The organism is Stutzerimonas stutzeri (assembly GCF_000952685.1).
GTDB classification, from domain to species: domain Bacteria; phylum Pseudomonadota; class Gammaproteobacteria; order Pseudomonadales; family Pseudomonadaceae; genus Stutzerimonas; species Stutzerimonas stutzeri_E.
The window spans coordinates 24,285-39,568 of record NZ_JYHV01000007.1 but is presented as its reverse complement, the minus strand read 5'-3'; the positions used below and the strand labels follow the sequence as shown (position 1 = coordinate 39,568).

General features: G+C 62.2%; 14 protein-coding genes. 3 read left to right on the top strand and 11 right to left on the bottom strand.

What is annotated here, in order from left to right; translation table 11 throughout:
• Nucleotides 1-3 precede the first annotated feature (3 nt).
• Nucleotides 4-585 carry a mechanosensitive ion channel family protein gene (locus tag UF78_RS02380; RefSeq protein ID WP_045160471.1) on the bottom strand — a complete coding sequence of 194 codons (582 nt, stop codon included), beginning with the start codon at nt 583-585 and terminating at the stop codon, nt 4-6.
• Nucleotides 582-2,492: an ATP-binding cassette domain-containing protein gene (locus UF78_RS02375; RefSeq protein WP_045160470.1), complete on the bottom strand. Its 1,911-nt coding sequence runs from the start codon at nt 2,490-2,492 to the stop codon at nt 582-584. The genes UF78_RS02380 and UF78_RS02375 overlap by 4 nt, the downstream gene beginning before the upstream one ends.
• Nucleotides 2,493-2,558: 66 nt before the next feature.
• On the opposite strand from UF78_RS02375, the gene UF78_RS02370 reads away from it, so the two are divergent.
• Entirely contained in the window at nt 2,559-3,038 is a 480-nt protein-coding gene (locus tag UF78_RS02370) for a TIGR02444 family protein (RefSeq protein ID WP_045160469.1), read from the top strand.
• On the opposite strand, the gene UF78_RS02365 is transcribed toward UF78_RS02370, so the two are convergent.
• The 9 genes from UF78_RS02365 to UF78_RS02325 all read right to left on the bottom strand — a co-directional run bounded on the left by UF78_RS02365 (nt 3,014) and on the right by UF78_RS02325 (nt 11,412).
• Nucleotides 3,014-3,769: an AlgP family protein gene (locus UF78_RS02365; protein ID WP_045160467.1), complete on the bottom strand. Its 756-nt coding sequence runs from the start codon at nt 3,767-3,769 to the stop codon at nt 3,014-3,016. The genes UF78_RS02370 and UF78_RS02365 overlap by 25 nt on opposite strands.
• 102 nt (nt 3,770-3,871) lie before the next feature.
• Nucleotides 3,872-4,336: an Rsd/AlgQ family anti-sigma factor gene (locus tag UF78_RS02360; RefSeq protein WP_045160465.1), complete on the bottom strand. Its 465-nt coding sequence runs from the start codon at nt 4,334-4,336 to the stop codon at nt 3,872-3,874.
• A 248-nt stretch (nt 4,337-4,584) separates the two neighbouring features.
• Nucleotides 4,585-5,076 (bottom strand): disulfide bond formation protein B, encoded by a 492-nt coding sequence (locus tag UF78_RS02355; protein ID WP_045160464.1) that lies wholly within the window; start codon nt 5,074-5,076, stop codon nt 4,585-4,587.
• A gap of 118 nt (nt 5,077-5,194) precedes the next feature.
• Entirely contained in the window at nt 5,195-6,433 is a 1,239-nt protein-coding gene (locus tag UF78_RS02350) for a heme biosynthesis HemY N-terminal domain-containing protein (RefSeq protein ID WP_045160462.1), read from the bottom strand.
• Nucleotides 6,430-7,659: a uroporphyrinogen-III C-methyltransferase gene (locus UF78_RS02345; protein ID WP_045160461.1), complete on the bottom strand. Its 1,230-nt coding sequence runs from the start codon at nt 7,657-7,659 to the stop codon at nt 6,430-6,432. The genes UF78_RS02350 and UF78_RS02345 overlap by 4 nt, the downstream gene beginning before the upstream one ends.
• A gap of 16 nt (nt 7,660-7,675) precedes the next feature.
• Nucleotides 7,676-8,446 carry a uroporphyrinogen-III synthase gene (locus tag UF78_RS02340; RefSeq protein ID WP_045160459.1) on the bottom strand — a complete coding sequence of 257 codons (771 nt, stop codon included), beginning with the start codon at nt 8,444-8,446 and terminating at the stop codon, nt 7,676-7,678.
• A complete protein-coding gene (hemC, locus tag UF78_RS02335; protein WP_045160458.1) occupies nt 8,443-9,381 on the bottom strand; it encodes a hydroxymethylbilane synthase in 939 nt (312 codons plus the stop codon). The genes UF78_RS02340 and hemC overlap by 4 nt, the downstream gene beginning before the upstream one ends.
• A 205-nt stretch (nt 9,382-9,586) precedes the next feature.
• Complete coding sequence (locus tag UF78_RS02330; protein WP_045160455.1) at nt 9,587-10,333, bottom strand: LytR/AlgR family response regulator transcription factor; 747 nt, start codon at nt 10,331-10,333, stop codon at nt 9,587-9,589.
• Complete coding sequence (locus tag UF78_RS02325; RefSeq protein ID WP_045160453.1) at nt 10,330-11,412, bottom strand: sensor histidine kinase; 1,083 nt, start codon at nt 11,410-11,412, stop codon at nt 10,330-10,332. Before UF78_RS02325 ends, UF78_RS02330 begins: the two co-directional genes overlap by 4 nt.
• Nucleotides 11,413-11,682: 270 nt before the next feature.
• On the opposite strand from UF78_RS02325, the gene UF78_RS02320 reads away from it, so the two are divergent.
• Together UF78_RS02320 and argH are read left to right on the top strand one after the other, a co-directional pair.
• A complete protein-coding gene (locus UF78_RS02320; RefSeq protein ID WP_045160451.1) occupies nt 11,683-13,614 on the top strand; it encodes a methyl-accepting chemotaxis protein in 1,932 nt (643 codons plus the stop codon).
• A 165-nt stretch (nt 13,615-13,779) separates the two neighbouring features.
• The gene (argH, locus tag UF78_RS02315; RefSeq protein ID WP_045160449.1) at nt 13,780-15,174 is read left to right on the top strand and encodes an argininosuccinate lyase; all 1,395 of its coding nucleotides are present in this window, start codon (nt 13,780-13,782) and stop codon (nt 15,172-15,174) included.
• Nucleotides 15,175-15,284: the final 110 nt, after the last annotated feature.

Genomic DNA, 15,284 nt, shown 5'->3' with positions numbered 1-15,284 from the left:
GTGTTACTCGTGTGTGCTGTGATTGGAGGTTTGGATATCGGTCCCACGCCAGCGGCGCAAGACTTTCTGGAAGAACAAGCTGTTTGGCACCTGAACGATCGCACCGGTTCCACTCTCGGAGACTTCCTCCAACGTGGTGTAGAGCATGTTGATGTCGATGACACGGCCTTTGACGATCGGCTTGTCGAAGCTCTCGACCAACTCCACCAGATCGCCCAGCCGAAAGGGCCCCACAGTCATGATCAGCACGGCGCAGAGCAGATTGGACAAAACACTCCAGATAGCGAAAAAGGCGACTGCCGCCACCGCAACGAAACCGGAGAACGCTGTCCAGAGCACCGTCGCCGACACCCCGAAGCGCTCGAGCACCATGATCAGCGCGCCGCCGATGATGAGCCAGCGAACGCCACCGCGCAGCGGCAGCAGCAATTCAGGCGGCAATGGATAACGGCTGCCAAGTCGACCTAGCCCACGCGTCACCAGACGTTGCAACAGGTAAGCGATGAACAGGATCAGCAAGACCTGCAGCCCGAGCAGCAACGGGTCGCGCCATTGCTGGGAAAGCAGTAACAATTGCTCGCTCATACGCTGCCCTCGAGCTGCACTTGCAAGGTTTCCAGCGCTTCCAGTGCGACCAGCCAGGCCTCCTCCAGCTCACCCTCGCGCACTTTCAGCTCCGCCTGCTTGGCCAGCAGCTCGCGCAACTCATCTTTGCGCGCAGCCTCGTAAAGTGCGGCATCACCTATGCGCTGTTCCAGCACGGCCAGCTTTTCCTGAACTCCGGCCAGCTCGTTTTCAAGCTTGTCGGCCTGGCGCTTGAGCGGCGCCAGCTGCTGGCGCAACGCAGCCGCCGCCTGACGCAAGGCACGCTTGTCGGTCTTATCACCGGCGGGCTCGGCTGCGCTGGACGGTTGCTGACGGGCGCGGTAGTCCACCAACCATCGAGCGTAATCTTCCAGATCTCCGTCGAAGGTGACGACTCGCCCATCGGCCACCAAGAGAAACTCATCGGTCGTGCTCTTGAGCAGATGGCGATCGTGCGACACCACCAACACAGCCCCCTCGAAGTCCTGCAACGCCAGCGTCAGAGCCAGACGCATCTCCAGATCCAGATGGTTGGTCGGCTCGTCGAGCAGCAACAGGTTGGGCTTGCCCCAGGCGATCAACGCCAGCGCGAGTCGCGCCTTTTCTCCGCCGGAAAAATTCAGGACTGGCTCGTCACAACGATTGCCGCGAAAATCGAAACCACCGAGAAAATCGCGCAGCACCTGTTCGCGCTCACCCGACGCGACGCGCTGCAAATGCAACAGCGGGCTGGCCTTGGCGTCCAATGCGTCGAGTTGATGCTGGGCGAAATAGCCGATCACCAAATTCTCACCGCGCTGCAGACGACCGCCCAGGGGTTGCAACTCGTTGGCCAGCGTCTTGATCAGCGTCGACTTGCCCGCACCATTGGGACCGAGCAGGCCGATCCGTGCGCCAGGCACCAGTTGCAACTTGACCTTGTCCAGTATCAGCCTGTCGCCATAGCCGAGACGCCCTTCGGCCAGATCCAGCAACGGACTGGAAACCTTGTCCGCTTCACGGAACATGAAGTCGAACGGCGAATCGATATGCGCCGGGGCCAGTTCTTCCAGTCTCTCAAGCGCCTTGATTCGACTCTGCGCCTGGCGCGCCTTGCTCGCCTTCGCCTTGAAACGCCGAATGAAGTCCTCCATGTGCTCGCGCTGCGCCTGCTGCTTTTCGAACGCTTGCTGCTGCTGTGCCAGGCGTTCGGCACGGGCACGCTCGAATGCCGAGTAACCCCCGCGATAGAGGGTCAGCTTGCGCTGTTCGACATGCACCACGTGGCCGACCACCTCGTCGAGGAAGTCGCGGTCGTGGGAAATCAGCATCAGGGTGCCCGGGTAGCTTTTGAGCCAGGCCTCCAGCCAGAGAATGGCATCCAGATCGAGGTGGTTGGTGGGTTCGTCGAGCAACAGCAGATCCGAAGGACACATCAAGGCCTGCGCCAGATTCAGGCGCATCCGCCAACCGCCGGAAAAGCTGCTGACCGGTAGATCCATCTGTTCGTTGGCGAACCCCAGGCCGGCGAGCAGCTTGCGCGCTCGGGCATCGGCGGAATAGCCATCGGCGTTGTCCAGCTCGGTATGCAAACGCGCCAAGGCGGTGCCGTCATGAGCGGACTCGGCGATGGCCAGCTCGACCTGGACACGGCGCAACTCGGTGTCGCCATCGAGGACATAATCGACGGCTAGGCGATCGAGCGTGTCGACCTCCTGGCGCATGTGGGCGATACGCCAATCCGGCGGCAGCTGGCAATCGCCGCCGTCTGCAGTGAATTCGCCACGCAGTAGCGCGAACAGGCTGGATTTGCCGGCGCCATTGGCACCTACCAGCCCCACCTTCTGGCCAGGATGAAGGGTCAGCTCGGCGCCTTCCAGCAGTCGCTGAGGCCCGCGCTGTAGAGTCAGGTTCTGAAGTCGGATCATAATGGCGGCGGAGTTTATCAGGTCGCCCGGAAATCCATCCGGCTCTTACGAAAAAAACCGACACTCATGATCCATGACGATCTCTGGACCTTCGCCCTCAGCTGCTATGCACAGCCCGGTGTGGAGGCAACCTGTCTTGAACTGCAAGCTGCAGGTGCTGATGTTTGCCTGCTATTGACCGGCGCCTGGCTGGAATGCCGCAGCGTCGGCTGTGATGACGCGCGGCTTGCTCAGTTGAAAAATATCAGCGACGACTGGCGGACCAGTGTGGTCGCCCCGCTACGCAACCTGCGCCAGGGCTGGCGCCAACAGGCCATTTCGGACGACGATCTGGCGGGTTTGCGCGCACGCGTGAAGAGGCTGGAACTGGACGCCGAACAAGTCCAGCTCCAGCGTTTGCAGGATGCAGCGCGACATTGGCCGACAAGCTGCAGGCCAGCCGACTGGCTGGAACGACTCTCCATCGACTTGCGCGGCGAGACACGCATGCCGATAGCCATCCTGCGACGTGCAGCAGCGGCTCAACTCGCAGCGGGCGAAGACTGACCGCTTGTTTCGCGTTTGGCCGCGGTCGGTTTGCGTGCTGCCGGTTTCTTCGCAGCCGTCGGCTTGGCTGCCGAAGCCGGTTTGGCAGGGCCAGACTTGGCAGCTGTGCTCGCGGGCCGGCGCGCAGCATTCGCCGCTTTCGCTACGGGCGCCTTGGCTTCGGAGGGCTTATCCGTGGCGCTGCTTTTGGCGCTGGCCGGTCTGGCTCGCGCCGCACGTGCAGGCACCTTGCCTGACGCTGCCTTGCTATCTGCTGAGACGTCGGCGGCCGGTTTGGCTACATTGGAAGTAGCTTTGGTTCGGCTCGCAACACGAGGGGCGGCGGGCTTGTCGCGCGACACCAGCGCTTGGGCGGCGGCTTTTTCGACCTGGGTAACGCCCTGAGCCAGTTTCAGGCTCTGTTCCGCGTCGCGTTTCAGTTCAGCCAGGTAACTCAGCGTTTCACTCTGCCGCGCCTGCAACACGGCGAGCACATCGTCCAGCTCGGCCAGTTTGGCGCGAGCCTTGGTCTGCGCCTTCGATTTGCCAGCATTACCGGCGTCATCAAGCTTGGCGCGCGCCTTGACGATTTTCTCCTGCGTCTTGCCACGCTGTTTTTCGAGCTGCGCCAACAGAACTTCAGCGTCCCTCTGCGCCTCGCTACAGGCCTTCTGCAGATGCACCACCAAACTGTGCGAAAGCTGCTGCAACAGATGCAGCGGAGTGCTGACGGGGTTTTTCTTTGCAGCCATGAAGACGTCTCCTGACGAAATGGATGCAGCCACCAAATAAGGTTCCCAGGCAATCGCCATAGGCCGCGGCTAAAACCGCAGCCACTCTATACAGGACCAGCTTCAAGCGGTAGCGGCGGTCTGTTTATGCGCGGTGTGGAGGACTTCGATCAGACAATCTTCCAACTCGAAGCGCTCATGCAATAACGGCCCCAGTCGCTTCAGCTCATCGGGCAAATCCGGGCTGCTCAAGCAATCGCCTTTATCGCAACGGTCATTGAAGGCCACCGCTACCTCGGTAATGGCTTCGATTCGCGGATAGATCTGACGGGCGAGTTCGAGGCCGCGCTCATCGCCGAACGCTTCGGCCTCATTGAGCAGTTGCTCGTAGATTTCGAAATGACCGGCCGACACGTAGTCGAGCAGAATTTCGCAGAATTTCTGCAAGGCGGAACGGCTGGCAACAGCCTCACCGACATGCAATCCATCGAATGCGTTGATCAATGCATGGCGTTCTTGCAGCCAGCGGTCGATCAGCAAGTGCACACCTCCCCAGCGTTCCTGGGCGTTCCGACAGCTCTCGAGCATGATGACCTCACTTCCCTAATCGATGATGCCTGTTGCGCCTTCCGAGACGGTTATTGTCTTGGGATATCGGCCTTGGGTGAGTGACAGCGACGGACGGAAACCGACGCTGCCAGAGCAGACTAAGCTGAGGCGATCGATGCATCAAGCAGCACAGACCAAATTACTCCGAGCAATCAAATGTCCATCGCTTCGCTCTGGATCATTGACCACCAAGCGCAGCGATCATTCGCTCACCCTGACGAAAAGCCTCAATCGCGTCGCAACAGCTGCCAGAGACAGAAAACCACCATCCCGATGAACGCCAACAAGGTCCATTCCGGGATGCTCATCCCCAGCAATGTCCAGCTGACTTCGGCGCATTCGGCCGTACCATGGAGCACCAGACGGGCAATTTCCTGGAACGGTAACGCATCCATCATGTACTCGAGACTGGGCAAGCAGCTCGGCAGTTGGTCGGCAGGCATGTTCTGCAGCCAAATCTGACGAATGGCCGTGGCACCGCCTGCCACCGCGAACAGCAGCGCCACCGCCGAATATACGCGGCGACCGGTTTTGTGCGGCCCGTGAAGCGCGGCAATCAGGCAGACCAGGCCGAAGCCGATAACGCAAATACGCTGAACGATGCACAGGGGGCATGGCGCGAGCCCGACCACATGCTCGAGATACAGTGCAGCGATCATCATCAGCACGCAGCCGATGAATGCCAGAAGAAACAGCGAACGTGGGCTGGCCAGGTTCATGGTGACTCCGCAGACAGGAAAAGTTCGCTACGGTAGTGCTGCGCGCGGCGAGCTGCAAGCCATACGGAAATCGGCGCAACGGCACGGGATGGCCGTCACGCCACGCGCCCACTGGTTGCTAGCTGCCGTTGACCACTTGCAACCGGTTGTTGCTGGACTGATCGAGAAGCCCGAGCCCTTCCTGAAATAGGCGATTGCTACGCTCTTTGTCACCCAGCTGGGCCAGCAAGCGCGCCAGCTCGGCGCAGGTTTGCGGACGATGCTCGAGCCGCAGGCTCGCTTCCAGATAGTCCCGCGCCTTGCCCCAGAACTCGTTGCGGAGGCTCAGGCGGCCGAGCGCGAGCAGCAATTCGGGGTTGTCCGGATGCGCCTTGAGCCAGGCCTCCGCATGGGCCAATTGGCGTGAAGGCTCGCGCCCACGAACGCGACCGTAGCGCTCGATTAGGAGGTCGTCGAACTGGCGCTTGAGCGCGGCATACAGGATTTCCTCCGCCTTTTCCTCCGCGCCCAGCCGGCTCAAGCCATCCGTATAGGCACGTACCAGCAGCGGTTCGTTACGCAATTTACTCGGTACGGTTTGCCAGCGTTGATTCAGCGCCTGCTGCGCGTCCTCCGAGGTCGCGGCTTGCACCTGCCCCACCTGCTCCAGAGCGGCGGTCCAGGCCAGCCGTTCCAGCTCATCTAGCCGAGCGGGAGGCAGCACGCGGTGCTTGCGCAGCTCTGGTAGCAGCCGGCACAGGGCAGGCCAGTCCTGCAGTTGCACGTAAAGCTGCTGAAGCAAGGTCAGCACATAGGGATGGCGCGGGTGATCGCTGTGCAATGCATTCAGGGACTCACGCGCCGCATCGTACTGGCCGCGAGCGATTTGCAACTGGGCCTGTGTCAGTCCTACAGCCAGGCCGGCTTCGGGTTCGCGTTCGCGGGCTTTGCGCAGCAACTCATCACTTTGCTCATACTCGCCCAGCTCGCTCGCGGCACGGGCGGCACCGAGATAGTGCACCAGCGGTTGGCGATCATGCTCGGCGGCGATACGCAGGTGCCCGAGCGCAAGCCCCCACTGCCCTTCGGCCAGCTCCCGCAATCCCGCGCGCGAGGCCTTGGCTACACGGCGCGCGCGATGGCGCCGGGACCAGGGATTGACCAGTGCGCCGGACGCATGAAGCAATCCGATAACCCAGTGAACCACCATCGCCAACAGCCAGAGACAGGCGATCAGGCCCAGAAATATCCAGAAGCTCGATTCATAGCGAAAGCGGTCATAGCTGATCAGAACGTAGCCGGGGTCCTGGTAAATGGCCCAGCCGAAAAAGCCGACCACCACCAGCAGGATAAGAACAACAAAGGCCAGTCGCTTCATGTGCGCAGATCCCCTTCGGCCGCTTGGTCGGCCTCGCCGGCCGGCTCACCGCGCTCGGCAGGAGCGGCAGCAGGTTCGCTGTTTTGGGACGATTCACGCTTTTGCACATAGGCCTGCATGGCCTGTAGCGCCGGCGCTAGATCCGGCAGGGTGACCGACACCTGCCGCTTCGCCAGCTGCTCGATGCGATCACGCAAACCTCGGCTCTGGCCGTTTTCCTCGCTGAAGTGGTCTTCGATCAGCCGGGCGGCCTGATCCAGCGATTGCCGATAGACTTGTTCGTTGCCATTGAGCACCGCCCACTGCGCCTGCTCGATGGCCAACGATAGGGCGAGCCGCACTTGCGCCAGGCTCTGGCCAGCCAGCAGTGGTTTGACATCGGTCCCGGCATTGAAATCGATCCGCACGTAGCGCGTCAGCTCGTCCAGCCATTGCCGCCAGCGGCTTTCGTTCTGCATATCTGGCGTGCCGGGGCCGTTTTCGAACTCAGGGGCCAGGCCGCTGAGTTGATTGGCCTGTCCACGCAGCGCGCCCAGTTGCATGAACAGGCCGGTCCGATCCAGATCCGGCAGGCTGCGCAAGGCCTCGAGCCCCTCCAGCAGTTTCTGACGTGCACCATACGCGCCCGGATCGTCCTGCTTGCGCAAAATCAGATCCGCCTCGGCAATCAAGGATTGCGCACTGTTCACGTCTTGCATGGCCGACAGACGCAACATCGCCATACGCAACAAATGTTCGGCCTCAGCCAACCGCCACTGTTCTCGGCTCGCCCCCAGCACCTGCTCCACCCGCCCCGCGAGCCGCTGCTGATCACTCTGCAACTCGGAAAGCAGGCGACGCCGGTCTTCCAGCTGTTCCGCCGAAGGCAGCTGCTCCAACCGTCCGAGACGACTGGCCAGCTGTTGATTGCGCGTGTCCAACTGACTCGCCTGCTCACGGGTCGCCTGTACCGCATCGAGCTGCTGGCGCTCCCGCTCAGCCAATTGCTGGGTCTGCCAGACGCTGTAGCCTCCAGCAGCCAGACCGGCCAGGCCGACCAGCAGAGCCAGGCCGGCCAGTGCTTTACCGCCGCGGGAATCGGTCGCAACAGGGGTGGCTTTGGGTGGCGGAGCCTTGGGTGGCTCTTTCGAATCTTTTTTGTTCTCTTTTTCGACGGGCTTCGGTGGGGTGACGGGATCGCTGCCCGTGGGTTGTTTCGCTGTCTTATCGGAATCTGCTTCGCTCACGTTTCCATCCTTTGCATCAGGAGGCGGGCTCGGGATTGCCCCGTAGCGCCGCCAGCAAAGCCGCGGTTCCGGCACCACGGCAGTCCACTATTCTCTTGGCGCCCAAAGACGCAGCCATTCCGGCCACCCGAGGGCTAGGTACGAACAAGGGTAGCTCACGCAGCATGGGCCAGTCGTCCCCTGCCAGTTCGTGCAGGGACTCTAAACCCTGCCCACTGCTGACCACCACGGCATTCAGCCGTTCCGAACGAAGGATCTCGATCAGTGCGCCTGGGTGATAGTCGGGTAGGCAGCGCCGGTACAACTCAAGGCTGTCGACCTGGGCACCGCGGTGGCGAAGCGTTTCGGCAATATGTTCGCGACCGCCTTCACCGCGCAGGATCAAGACTTTCGGGTCCGCTATGTCGAGCGCCGCAGTCAGACGCGGCAGCGCCAGGAGAGCCTCGCTGTCGTCGCCACGATCAGGCCAACAGGCATTCACGCCATGGTCTTTCAGGATGGCCCCTGTAGCAGCACCAACGCTGAACCAAGCTTGGCCAGGCGATGGCTGCAGCCCATAGCGATCGAGCAATGCCAGACCCAGCCTCGCCGCTGGCTTGCTCACTACCACCACCGCGCCATAACGATCCAGCTCGCGTATCGTGGTGCGCTGCCCCACGGTCTCGTCCAATGCTTCGATCTCGAGCAGTGGCAGGCTCGCGCTGTGGATACCCGCCTCAGACAGCGCTGCAGCCAAGGCGACGCATTCTTCAGCCGGACGCGTCAGCAGCAGACGCCAGCCGCTCACGCCTTGCCGGCCTCACCGTAAACGTCCTGCAGGATCTTGGCCGCGCCTTGTGCCAGCAGCGCTTCGGCAACGCGCACGCCGAGCGTTTGCGCATCGGTGGCCGGAGCACGGTCTTCGGCGCGCAACAGCAAGGTGCCATCCGGCTGTCCGACCAGGCCCCGCAACCACAACTGATCGCCTTCAAGCACTGCATAACAGGCAATCGGTACTTGGCAACCGCCATTCAGATGACGATTCAGTGCACGCTCAGCACTGACACGCAACGCCGTCTGCGGATCGTTCATGCACTGCAGTAGTTGATGTAGCTCCGTATCGCCAGTCCGGCATTCGATACCGACTGCACCCTGGCCTCCTGCTGGCAGACTGTCTTCGACGCCGATGCTGGAGCGGATGCGTTCACCGAAACCAAGGCGGATGAGACCGGCCGCGGCGAGGATGATGGCGTCGTACTCGCCGGCATCGAGCTTGGCCAGACGGGTGTTGACGTTGCCGCGCAGGAACTGAATCTTCAGATCCGGGCGGCGCGCCAGCAATTGCGCCTGACGCCGCAGGCTGGAAGTACCGACGATCGCTCCCGGCGGCAATGCATCGAGATTCTCGAAGCGATTGGAAACAAAGGCGTCGCGGGGATCTTCACGTTCGCAAACGCAGTACAGGCCGAGCCCTTCGGGGAACTCCATCGGCACGTCTTTCATAGAGTGCACGGCAATATCTGCCTGGTTCTCCATCAGCGCCGTTTCCAGCTCCTTGACGAACAGCCCCTTGCCACCGATCTTCGCCAGCGGAGCATCGAGCAGCTTGTCACCGCGACTGACCATCGGCACCAGGCTGACGGACACGTCGGGATGAGCAGCCTCAAGGCGCGCCTTGACATATTCGGCCTGCCACAGGGCCAGGGCACTTTTTCGGGTGGCGATGCGAATTTCGCGGGACATGGGCAATTCCTGGCAAATGAACTGCCGCCGATGATAACAGGCCGGGCAACCCGGCTGGATTGGCAGGAATCAAGGAAAGTAGCGTGGAGCTAGAAGCTAGAAACGGCGCAGCATGGTGCGTCCCTGCATCAACCCAGCCCCCACCGCCGCAGCACTCGCTCACGGCCCTGCGGCCACCAATCAGCTTCTGACTCACAGCTGCGCCTCAAAGGTTCTGCATCAGCTTACGCACACCGGCGACATGTCTCCGGCTGACCGTCAGCGGCTCACCTTCTAGGCCCTTGAGAAACAATTGAAAATGACCAAGCGGCGTGCGCTGTAGGCGTTCGATGCGGTCCCGGTACACCAGGGCGTTGCGATGAATGCGTACGAAGCGGTCGCCGAACTCGTCCTCGAGCGCCTTGAGCGGCTCGTCCAACAGCACCTCGCCGCCCTCGTGACGCAGGGTCACGTATTTATGATCGGCGATGAAATAAATCACCTTGGGCAGCGGAATCAGCTCGATGCCCTTGCGAGTCCGGGCGCTGATATGGCTGCGAGGTCCGGTCCCTGAAACCGCCGCAGGACGTGTGAGTGCGGCAAGCTGGACCCGGTTCGGGCGCTCAGCCTTCTTCAGCGCCTCGGCCAGATGCTCCGGGCGCACTGGCTTGACCAGATAGCCGACCGCACTGACCTGGAACGCATCCAGCGCGAATTCGTCATGGGCCGTACAGAAAATCACGGCCGGAGGGGCATCGCGCTCGCAAAGCTTGGCAGCGACCTGAAGACCATCGAGGCCTGGCATACGGATATCCAGCAACACGACATCGGGGCGCAGTTCCTCGATCAGGGACAGCGCCTCCTCGCCGTTGGCGGCGGAAGGTTCCAGGACACGATAGCCGTCAAGATCACCTACCAGTCGGCTAAGGCGCTCGCGGGCTAGAGGTTCGTCATCGACAATCAGCACATTCATATGGATCTGGCTTCCTGCTTTTGTGTCGCACACGGATAGCGTAGACAGGTGTAGTGACGGGCGTTATGCCGCTTCACGCTGAGACTCGCTGCGGGACCGAAAAGTGCCGTTAGTCGTGCGTCTATATTGTGCAGGGCCTGCTGCGTGCCCCGGGATGGCGGCGTTTGGGCGGCCTCATCAAAGGGATTGCTGACCTCCAAATGAAACACGCCATCGGCATAATGCGCCGCCACGCTGACCATTCCTCCCTCGATCCGAGGCTGAATACCATGAATCAGCGCGTTTTCCAGTAGCGGTTGCAAAGTCAGCTGAGGAATCGGCAGATCATCCGGAACGCCCTCCACCTGCCATTCGATCTGCAGCCGCTCGCCAAGACGGTAATGCTCGATCGACAGGTAGCGACGCGACAGCTCCAGCTCCTCGCTCCAGGGCACCAGCGTTCCGGGACGCGCCAGGCTGGCGCGAAACAGATCGGACAGGTCCAGCACCGCCTGCTCGGCCTTGCTTGGATCCGTCGCGACCAGACTGGCGATACTGTTCAGGCTGTTGAACAGAAAATGCGGACGAATGCGCGCTTGCAGCGACTCGATGCGCGCCTTGAGCTCGGCCTGCTCCTGTCGCCGCCACTGGCTCTGGAGGTAGAAGTAGCGCAACAGCAGCCCCGACATGATCAGACTGATCAATGCATGTCGCAGGTACAAATTGACCTCACCGACACGAGTCAGCGGCCCGCCCAACTGGTAGATATCGGCCACCGCCGTGCAAGCCAGCGTCAGCCCAACCACCAAAGCGCAGCAGGCCAGGCCCGCCAGCCAGGGCGACAATCGCGCCAATAACGGCCTCAACTGGCAGGTCAGGCCGGCCGATAGCAGCATCACCCACTGCACGAACAGCGATGTCAGCGCCAGACGCATCCAGTTGAAGCTGGGCTGCATCGGCTCGGCCAGCACCAATACCAGCACCAGTAGTTCGGCGAGCAAAACCAGTCCGAGAAGCGCTTCTGGCTCGCACAATTCGGGCACGAAGAAGTCATCGGTCTGGGCAGCTGGGCGTGACCGGCTGGAGGTTTTTATTTGCATGGAGTGAGTTTCCGCGCGGCTAGGACACAAAGCAATGAGCAGACCGGGGAAGGTCGAATGGCTGCCACCGCATCTGTAAACGCCTTAGTCTATCGACGCCTCAAGAACCGGAAGTACTAAGCCTTCGCAACTTGCGCGCGGAATCGAATCGGCGACGGTTCATCGGGGCGGTTAAAGACACGAACAGCCTGGCCGATACGGAAATAGTGGCCTAATGATTGCATTGCGCCTACCGACCATTGGCCGCCCGGGGCGGCAGGAGTATGAGCCGTGCTGCTGTTTTCCTCTTTGCGTAGCCGTTTGCTGCGTCCGGTATTTCTCACATTGTGTGCGGCGGTGGTGGTGCAGGTTGTGGTCGCTCTCGCACTGACGAGGGGCACTATCGGCGCGCTGGAGCAGGAAATTCGGAAAAGCCTGGACCAGGATGCCGCGCGCCTGCTGGGCGAACTTCAATCCGCTGATGTGGAAGTGCGAAGCGGTCTTTCCAGTCTGTCCGAGCGCATGCGAGGCGATCTCGCCCAAGGCCTGACGCAGCGCCTTACCGGCGAACAGGCACAGCTGCAGGACGTGCTCGAACGCCACCTCAAGCAATCCGGCGATGACTTGGCCATTTTGCTGGCTGGCGTCGCGCCTTCGGCGATCTGGGACAACGACATTCCCGCGCTGACCGAGTTCGTCAGGATGGCGCACCGAAACCCGGCGGTCGTCTTCGTCGTTTATTTCGATGCCGGCGGCAATCAACTCACCCGTCATCTGAATCGCAAGGACCCGAGAATCAAGGCACTGATCGACAAGGGCAACGGTCGATCCGCTTTCGACAAGGTTCTGTCCGCAGCCGCGAACGACCCGGCGCTGTACCTCGCTAAGGCCGCCATCAACCCCAAGGGCGCCGTCATTGGCCAGGTTGTTCTCGGCTTGTCCACATCGGCGGTAGACGCCGAGCTCGCCGCCTTCGACAGCCGGTTCCAGACGCTGATCGAGGGCACCGTGAAACTGGTCGAAACCGGCCTTGCCGCCACCGCCAGCGACAGCGCAAAGGTATTGGCTGCGCGCCTGACGGCTGCTGCGGAAGTGGCGCAAGCCCTCGATGCGAACAGCCAGAAGGCCGTGAAACAGTCGGCGACCAGCCTGCTGTGGAAAATCAGCCTCGGCCTCGCGATAACTGGCGCGCTCCTGCTGATTGCCGTGACGCTGGTGCTGGGCCGTCGGGTCTTGCGGCGCCTGGGTCTGTTGGTGACGGCGCTGCGCGACTTGTCGGCCGGCCACGGCGACCTCACCCAACGCGTGAAGATTCACAGCGCGGACGAAGTGGGCGACATGGCCGATGCCGTCAACCTCTTCCTGGCCAAACTTCAGCCCATCGTCCAGGAAGCGCGCGCGATCGCCGTGCAGACCGGTACTGAAATCGCTGCGCTGAGCAGCCGCAGCACTGCCGCAGCGACCGCTGCCGAGCGCCAGCGCGATGAGGTGGCCGGCAGCCTACAGGCGCTTGCGGACATGACGCACCGCGCCCAGGAAGAAAGCCAGGCAATGCAAGCTGCGCTGGAGCAGGTGATTTCGATCCGCAAGGCGGCTCGCGACAACGAGGCCATCTCGGACCAGGTCGAAAAAACCATCGCAGCACTCGGCGAAGGCGTACGCAGCAGCACCGAGGTGATCGAGAAGCTGGCCAAGCAGAGCGAACAGATCGACGTCGTGCTGACCGTGATCCAAGGCATTGCCGAACAGACCAACCTGCTCGCGTTGAATGCGGCCATCGAGGCAGCTCGTGCCGGCGAAAGCGGCCGCGGCTTTGCCGTCGTGGCCGATGAGGTACGAGCGCTGGCCAGCAAGACCCAACAGTCCACCGGCGACATCCGGGCGCATATCGAGAGCCTGCAGCAAGGTGCGCGGACTGCCGTATCGACCATCAGCAGCACAGGCGAGCAGGCCGACAGCGGCTTGGCTTCGCTCACGACCAGCCGCGAGCTGCAGCGCACGCTCCAGCTCGCCGTGGCGCAGGTGCATGACACCGTACAGGAAGCGACAGCGGGTGCCGAACGGCAGGCCAGTACTGCGTCCGATGTCCGCGCCCGGGTGCAGGTGATCCTGACCGAGGCCGAACGATCGGCCGACGCGGTTACCGCCACCGCCACCAGTGGCCGAGCGCTAGGCAATCTGGCAGACCGGCTCGAAGCCAGCCTGGGTCAGTTCAGGGCGTGACGGGAAATCGCGCCGGGTAGTCGCTCAGGTTTGAGCGCGATCCTAGCCGACGTCGCTTCCGGGCGGCTCCCCGGTTGGCCAAAGACCGGGGAGCGCATGAGGGGCCACTGAACCCTGTTATTATTCGGCCTTTCTTTCGCCCATTCCGATTCTGCGAGCGCATTCATGAGCACCGACAAGACCAACCAGTCCTGGGGCGGCCGCTTCAGCGAGCCCGTCGACGCCTTCGTCGCCCGATTCACCGCCTCCGTCGAGTTCGACAAGCGCCTGTACCGCCACGACATCATGGGCTCCATCGCCCACGCCACCATGCTGGCAAAGGCCGGAGTGCTGAGCGATGGCGAACGTGACGAGATCATCGCCAATCTGAAGGACATCCAGGGCGAGATCGAGGCTGGCAGCTTCGACTGGCGCGTCGATTTGGAAGACGTGCACATGAACATCGAAGCACGACTGACCGACCGCATCGGCGTGACCGGCAAAAAGCTGCACACCGGACGCTCACGCAACGATCAAGTCGCCACCGACATCCGCCTGTGGCTGCGGGATGAAATCGACACCATCCTCGGCGAAATCACCCGCCTGCAGCAGGGCCTGCTCGGACTGGCGGAAGCGGAAGCCGATACGATCATGCCCGGTTTCACCCACCTGCAAACGGCACAACCGGTCACCTTCGGGCATCACCTGCTGGCCTGGTTCGAGATGCTCTCGCGCGACTACGAACGCCTGGTCGACTGCCGCAAGCGCACCAACCGGATGCCGCTGGGCTCGGCCGCACTGGCCGGCACCACCTACCCGATTCAGCGGGAAATCACCTGCGAACTGCTGGGTTTCGAGGCGATCTCCGGCAACTCGCTGGACGGCGTCTCCGATCGCGACTTCGCCATCGAATTCTGCGCCGCCGCCTCCGTGGCGATGATGCACCTGTCGCGATTCTCCGAAGAGCTGGTGCTCTGGACCAGCGCGCAGTTCCAGTTCATCGACCTGCCGGACCGCTTCTGCACCGGCTCCTCGATCATGCCGCAAAAGAAAAACCCGGACGTGCCGGAGCTGGTTCGCGGCAAAACCGGACGCGTGTTCGGCGCGCTGAGCGGCCTGCTGGTGCTGATGAAAGGCCAGCCACTGGCTTACAACAAGGACAACCAGGAAGACAAAGAGCCGCTGTTCGACGCCGCCGACACCCTGCGCGACTCGCTGCGCGCCTTTGCCGACATGGTCCCGGCGATCAAGCCGAAGCGCGAAATCATGCGTGAAGCGGCGCTGCGCGGCTTCTCCACCGCGACGGATCTGGCCGACTACCTGGTGCGCAAGGGGCTGCCCTTCCGCGATTGCCACGAGATCGTCGGTCATGCAGTGAAATACGGTGTCGACAGCGGCAAGGATCTGGCCGAAATGAGCCTCGACGAGCTGCGCCGGTTCAGCGACCAGATCGACGAGGATGTCTTCGCCGTGCTGACCCTAGAAGGCTCGGTGAATGCCCGCGACCACATCGGCGGCACCGCCCCGGCGCAGGTTCGCGCGGCCGTCCAGCGCGGCCGCGAACTGCTCGCCTCGCGTTGATACGCAACCTGAAGAACAGTCGACGACTTCGTTCGTCGGCTGTCCCAGCGTGGTCAATTCCCTGGCTGCGCCTATTGCCCATCATCGTGGCCAGGCGCTGAAGTACGCTC

Bases quoted from the DNA above. Each gene is read 5' to 3' on its own strand.
- UF78_RS02365 (WP_045160467.1), bottom strand. From the start codon at position 3,769: ATGGCTGCAAAGAAAAACCCCGTCAGCACTCCGCTGCATCTGTTGCAG.
- UF78_RS02330 (WP_045160455.1), bottom strand. From the start codon at position 10,333: ATGAATGTGCTGATTGTCGATGACGAACCTCTAGCCCGCGAGCGCCTT.
- UF78_RS02370 (WP_045160469.1), top strand. From the start codon at position 2,559: ATGATCCATGACGATCTCTGGACCTTCGCCCTCAGCTGCTATGCACAG.
- UF78_RS02325 (WP_045160453.1), bottom strand. From the start codon at position 11,412: ATGCAAATAAAAACCTCCAGCCGGTCACGCCCAGCTGCCCAGACCGAT.
- UF78_RS02360 (WP_045160465.1), bottom strand. From the start codon at position 4,336: ATGCTCGAGAGCTGTCGGAACGCCCAGGAACGCTGGGGAGGTGTGCAC.
- UF78_RS02355 (WP_045160464.1), bottom strand. From the start codon at position 5,076: ATGAACCTGGCCAGCCCACGTTCGCTGTTTCTTCTGGCATTCATCGGC.
- UF78_RS02375 (WP_045160470.1), bottom strand. From the start codon at position 2,492: ATGATCCGACTTCAGAACCTGACTCTACAGCGCGGGCCTCAGCGACTG.
- argH (WP_045160449.1), top strand. From the start codon at position 13,780: ATGAGCACCGACAAGACCAACCAGTCCTGGGGCGGCCGCTTCAGCGAG.
- UF78_RS02350 (WP_045160462.1), bottom strand. From the start codon at position 6,433: ATGAAGCGACTGGCCTTTGTTGTTCTTATCCTGCTGGTGGTGGTCGGC.
- hemC (WP_045160458.1), bottom strand. From the start codon at position 9,381: ATGTCCCGCGAAATTCGCATCGCCACCCGAAAAAGTGCCCTGGCCCTG.
- UF78_RS02380 (WP_045160471.1), bottom strand. From the start codon at position 585: ATGAGCGAGCAATTGTTACTGCTTTCCCAGCAATGGCGCGACCCGTTG.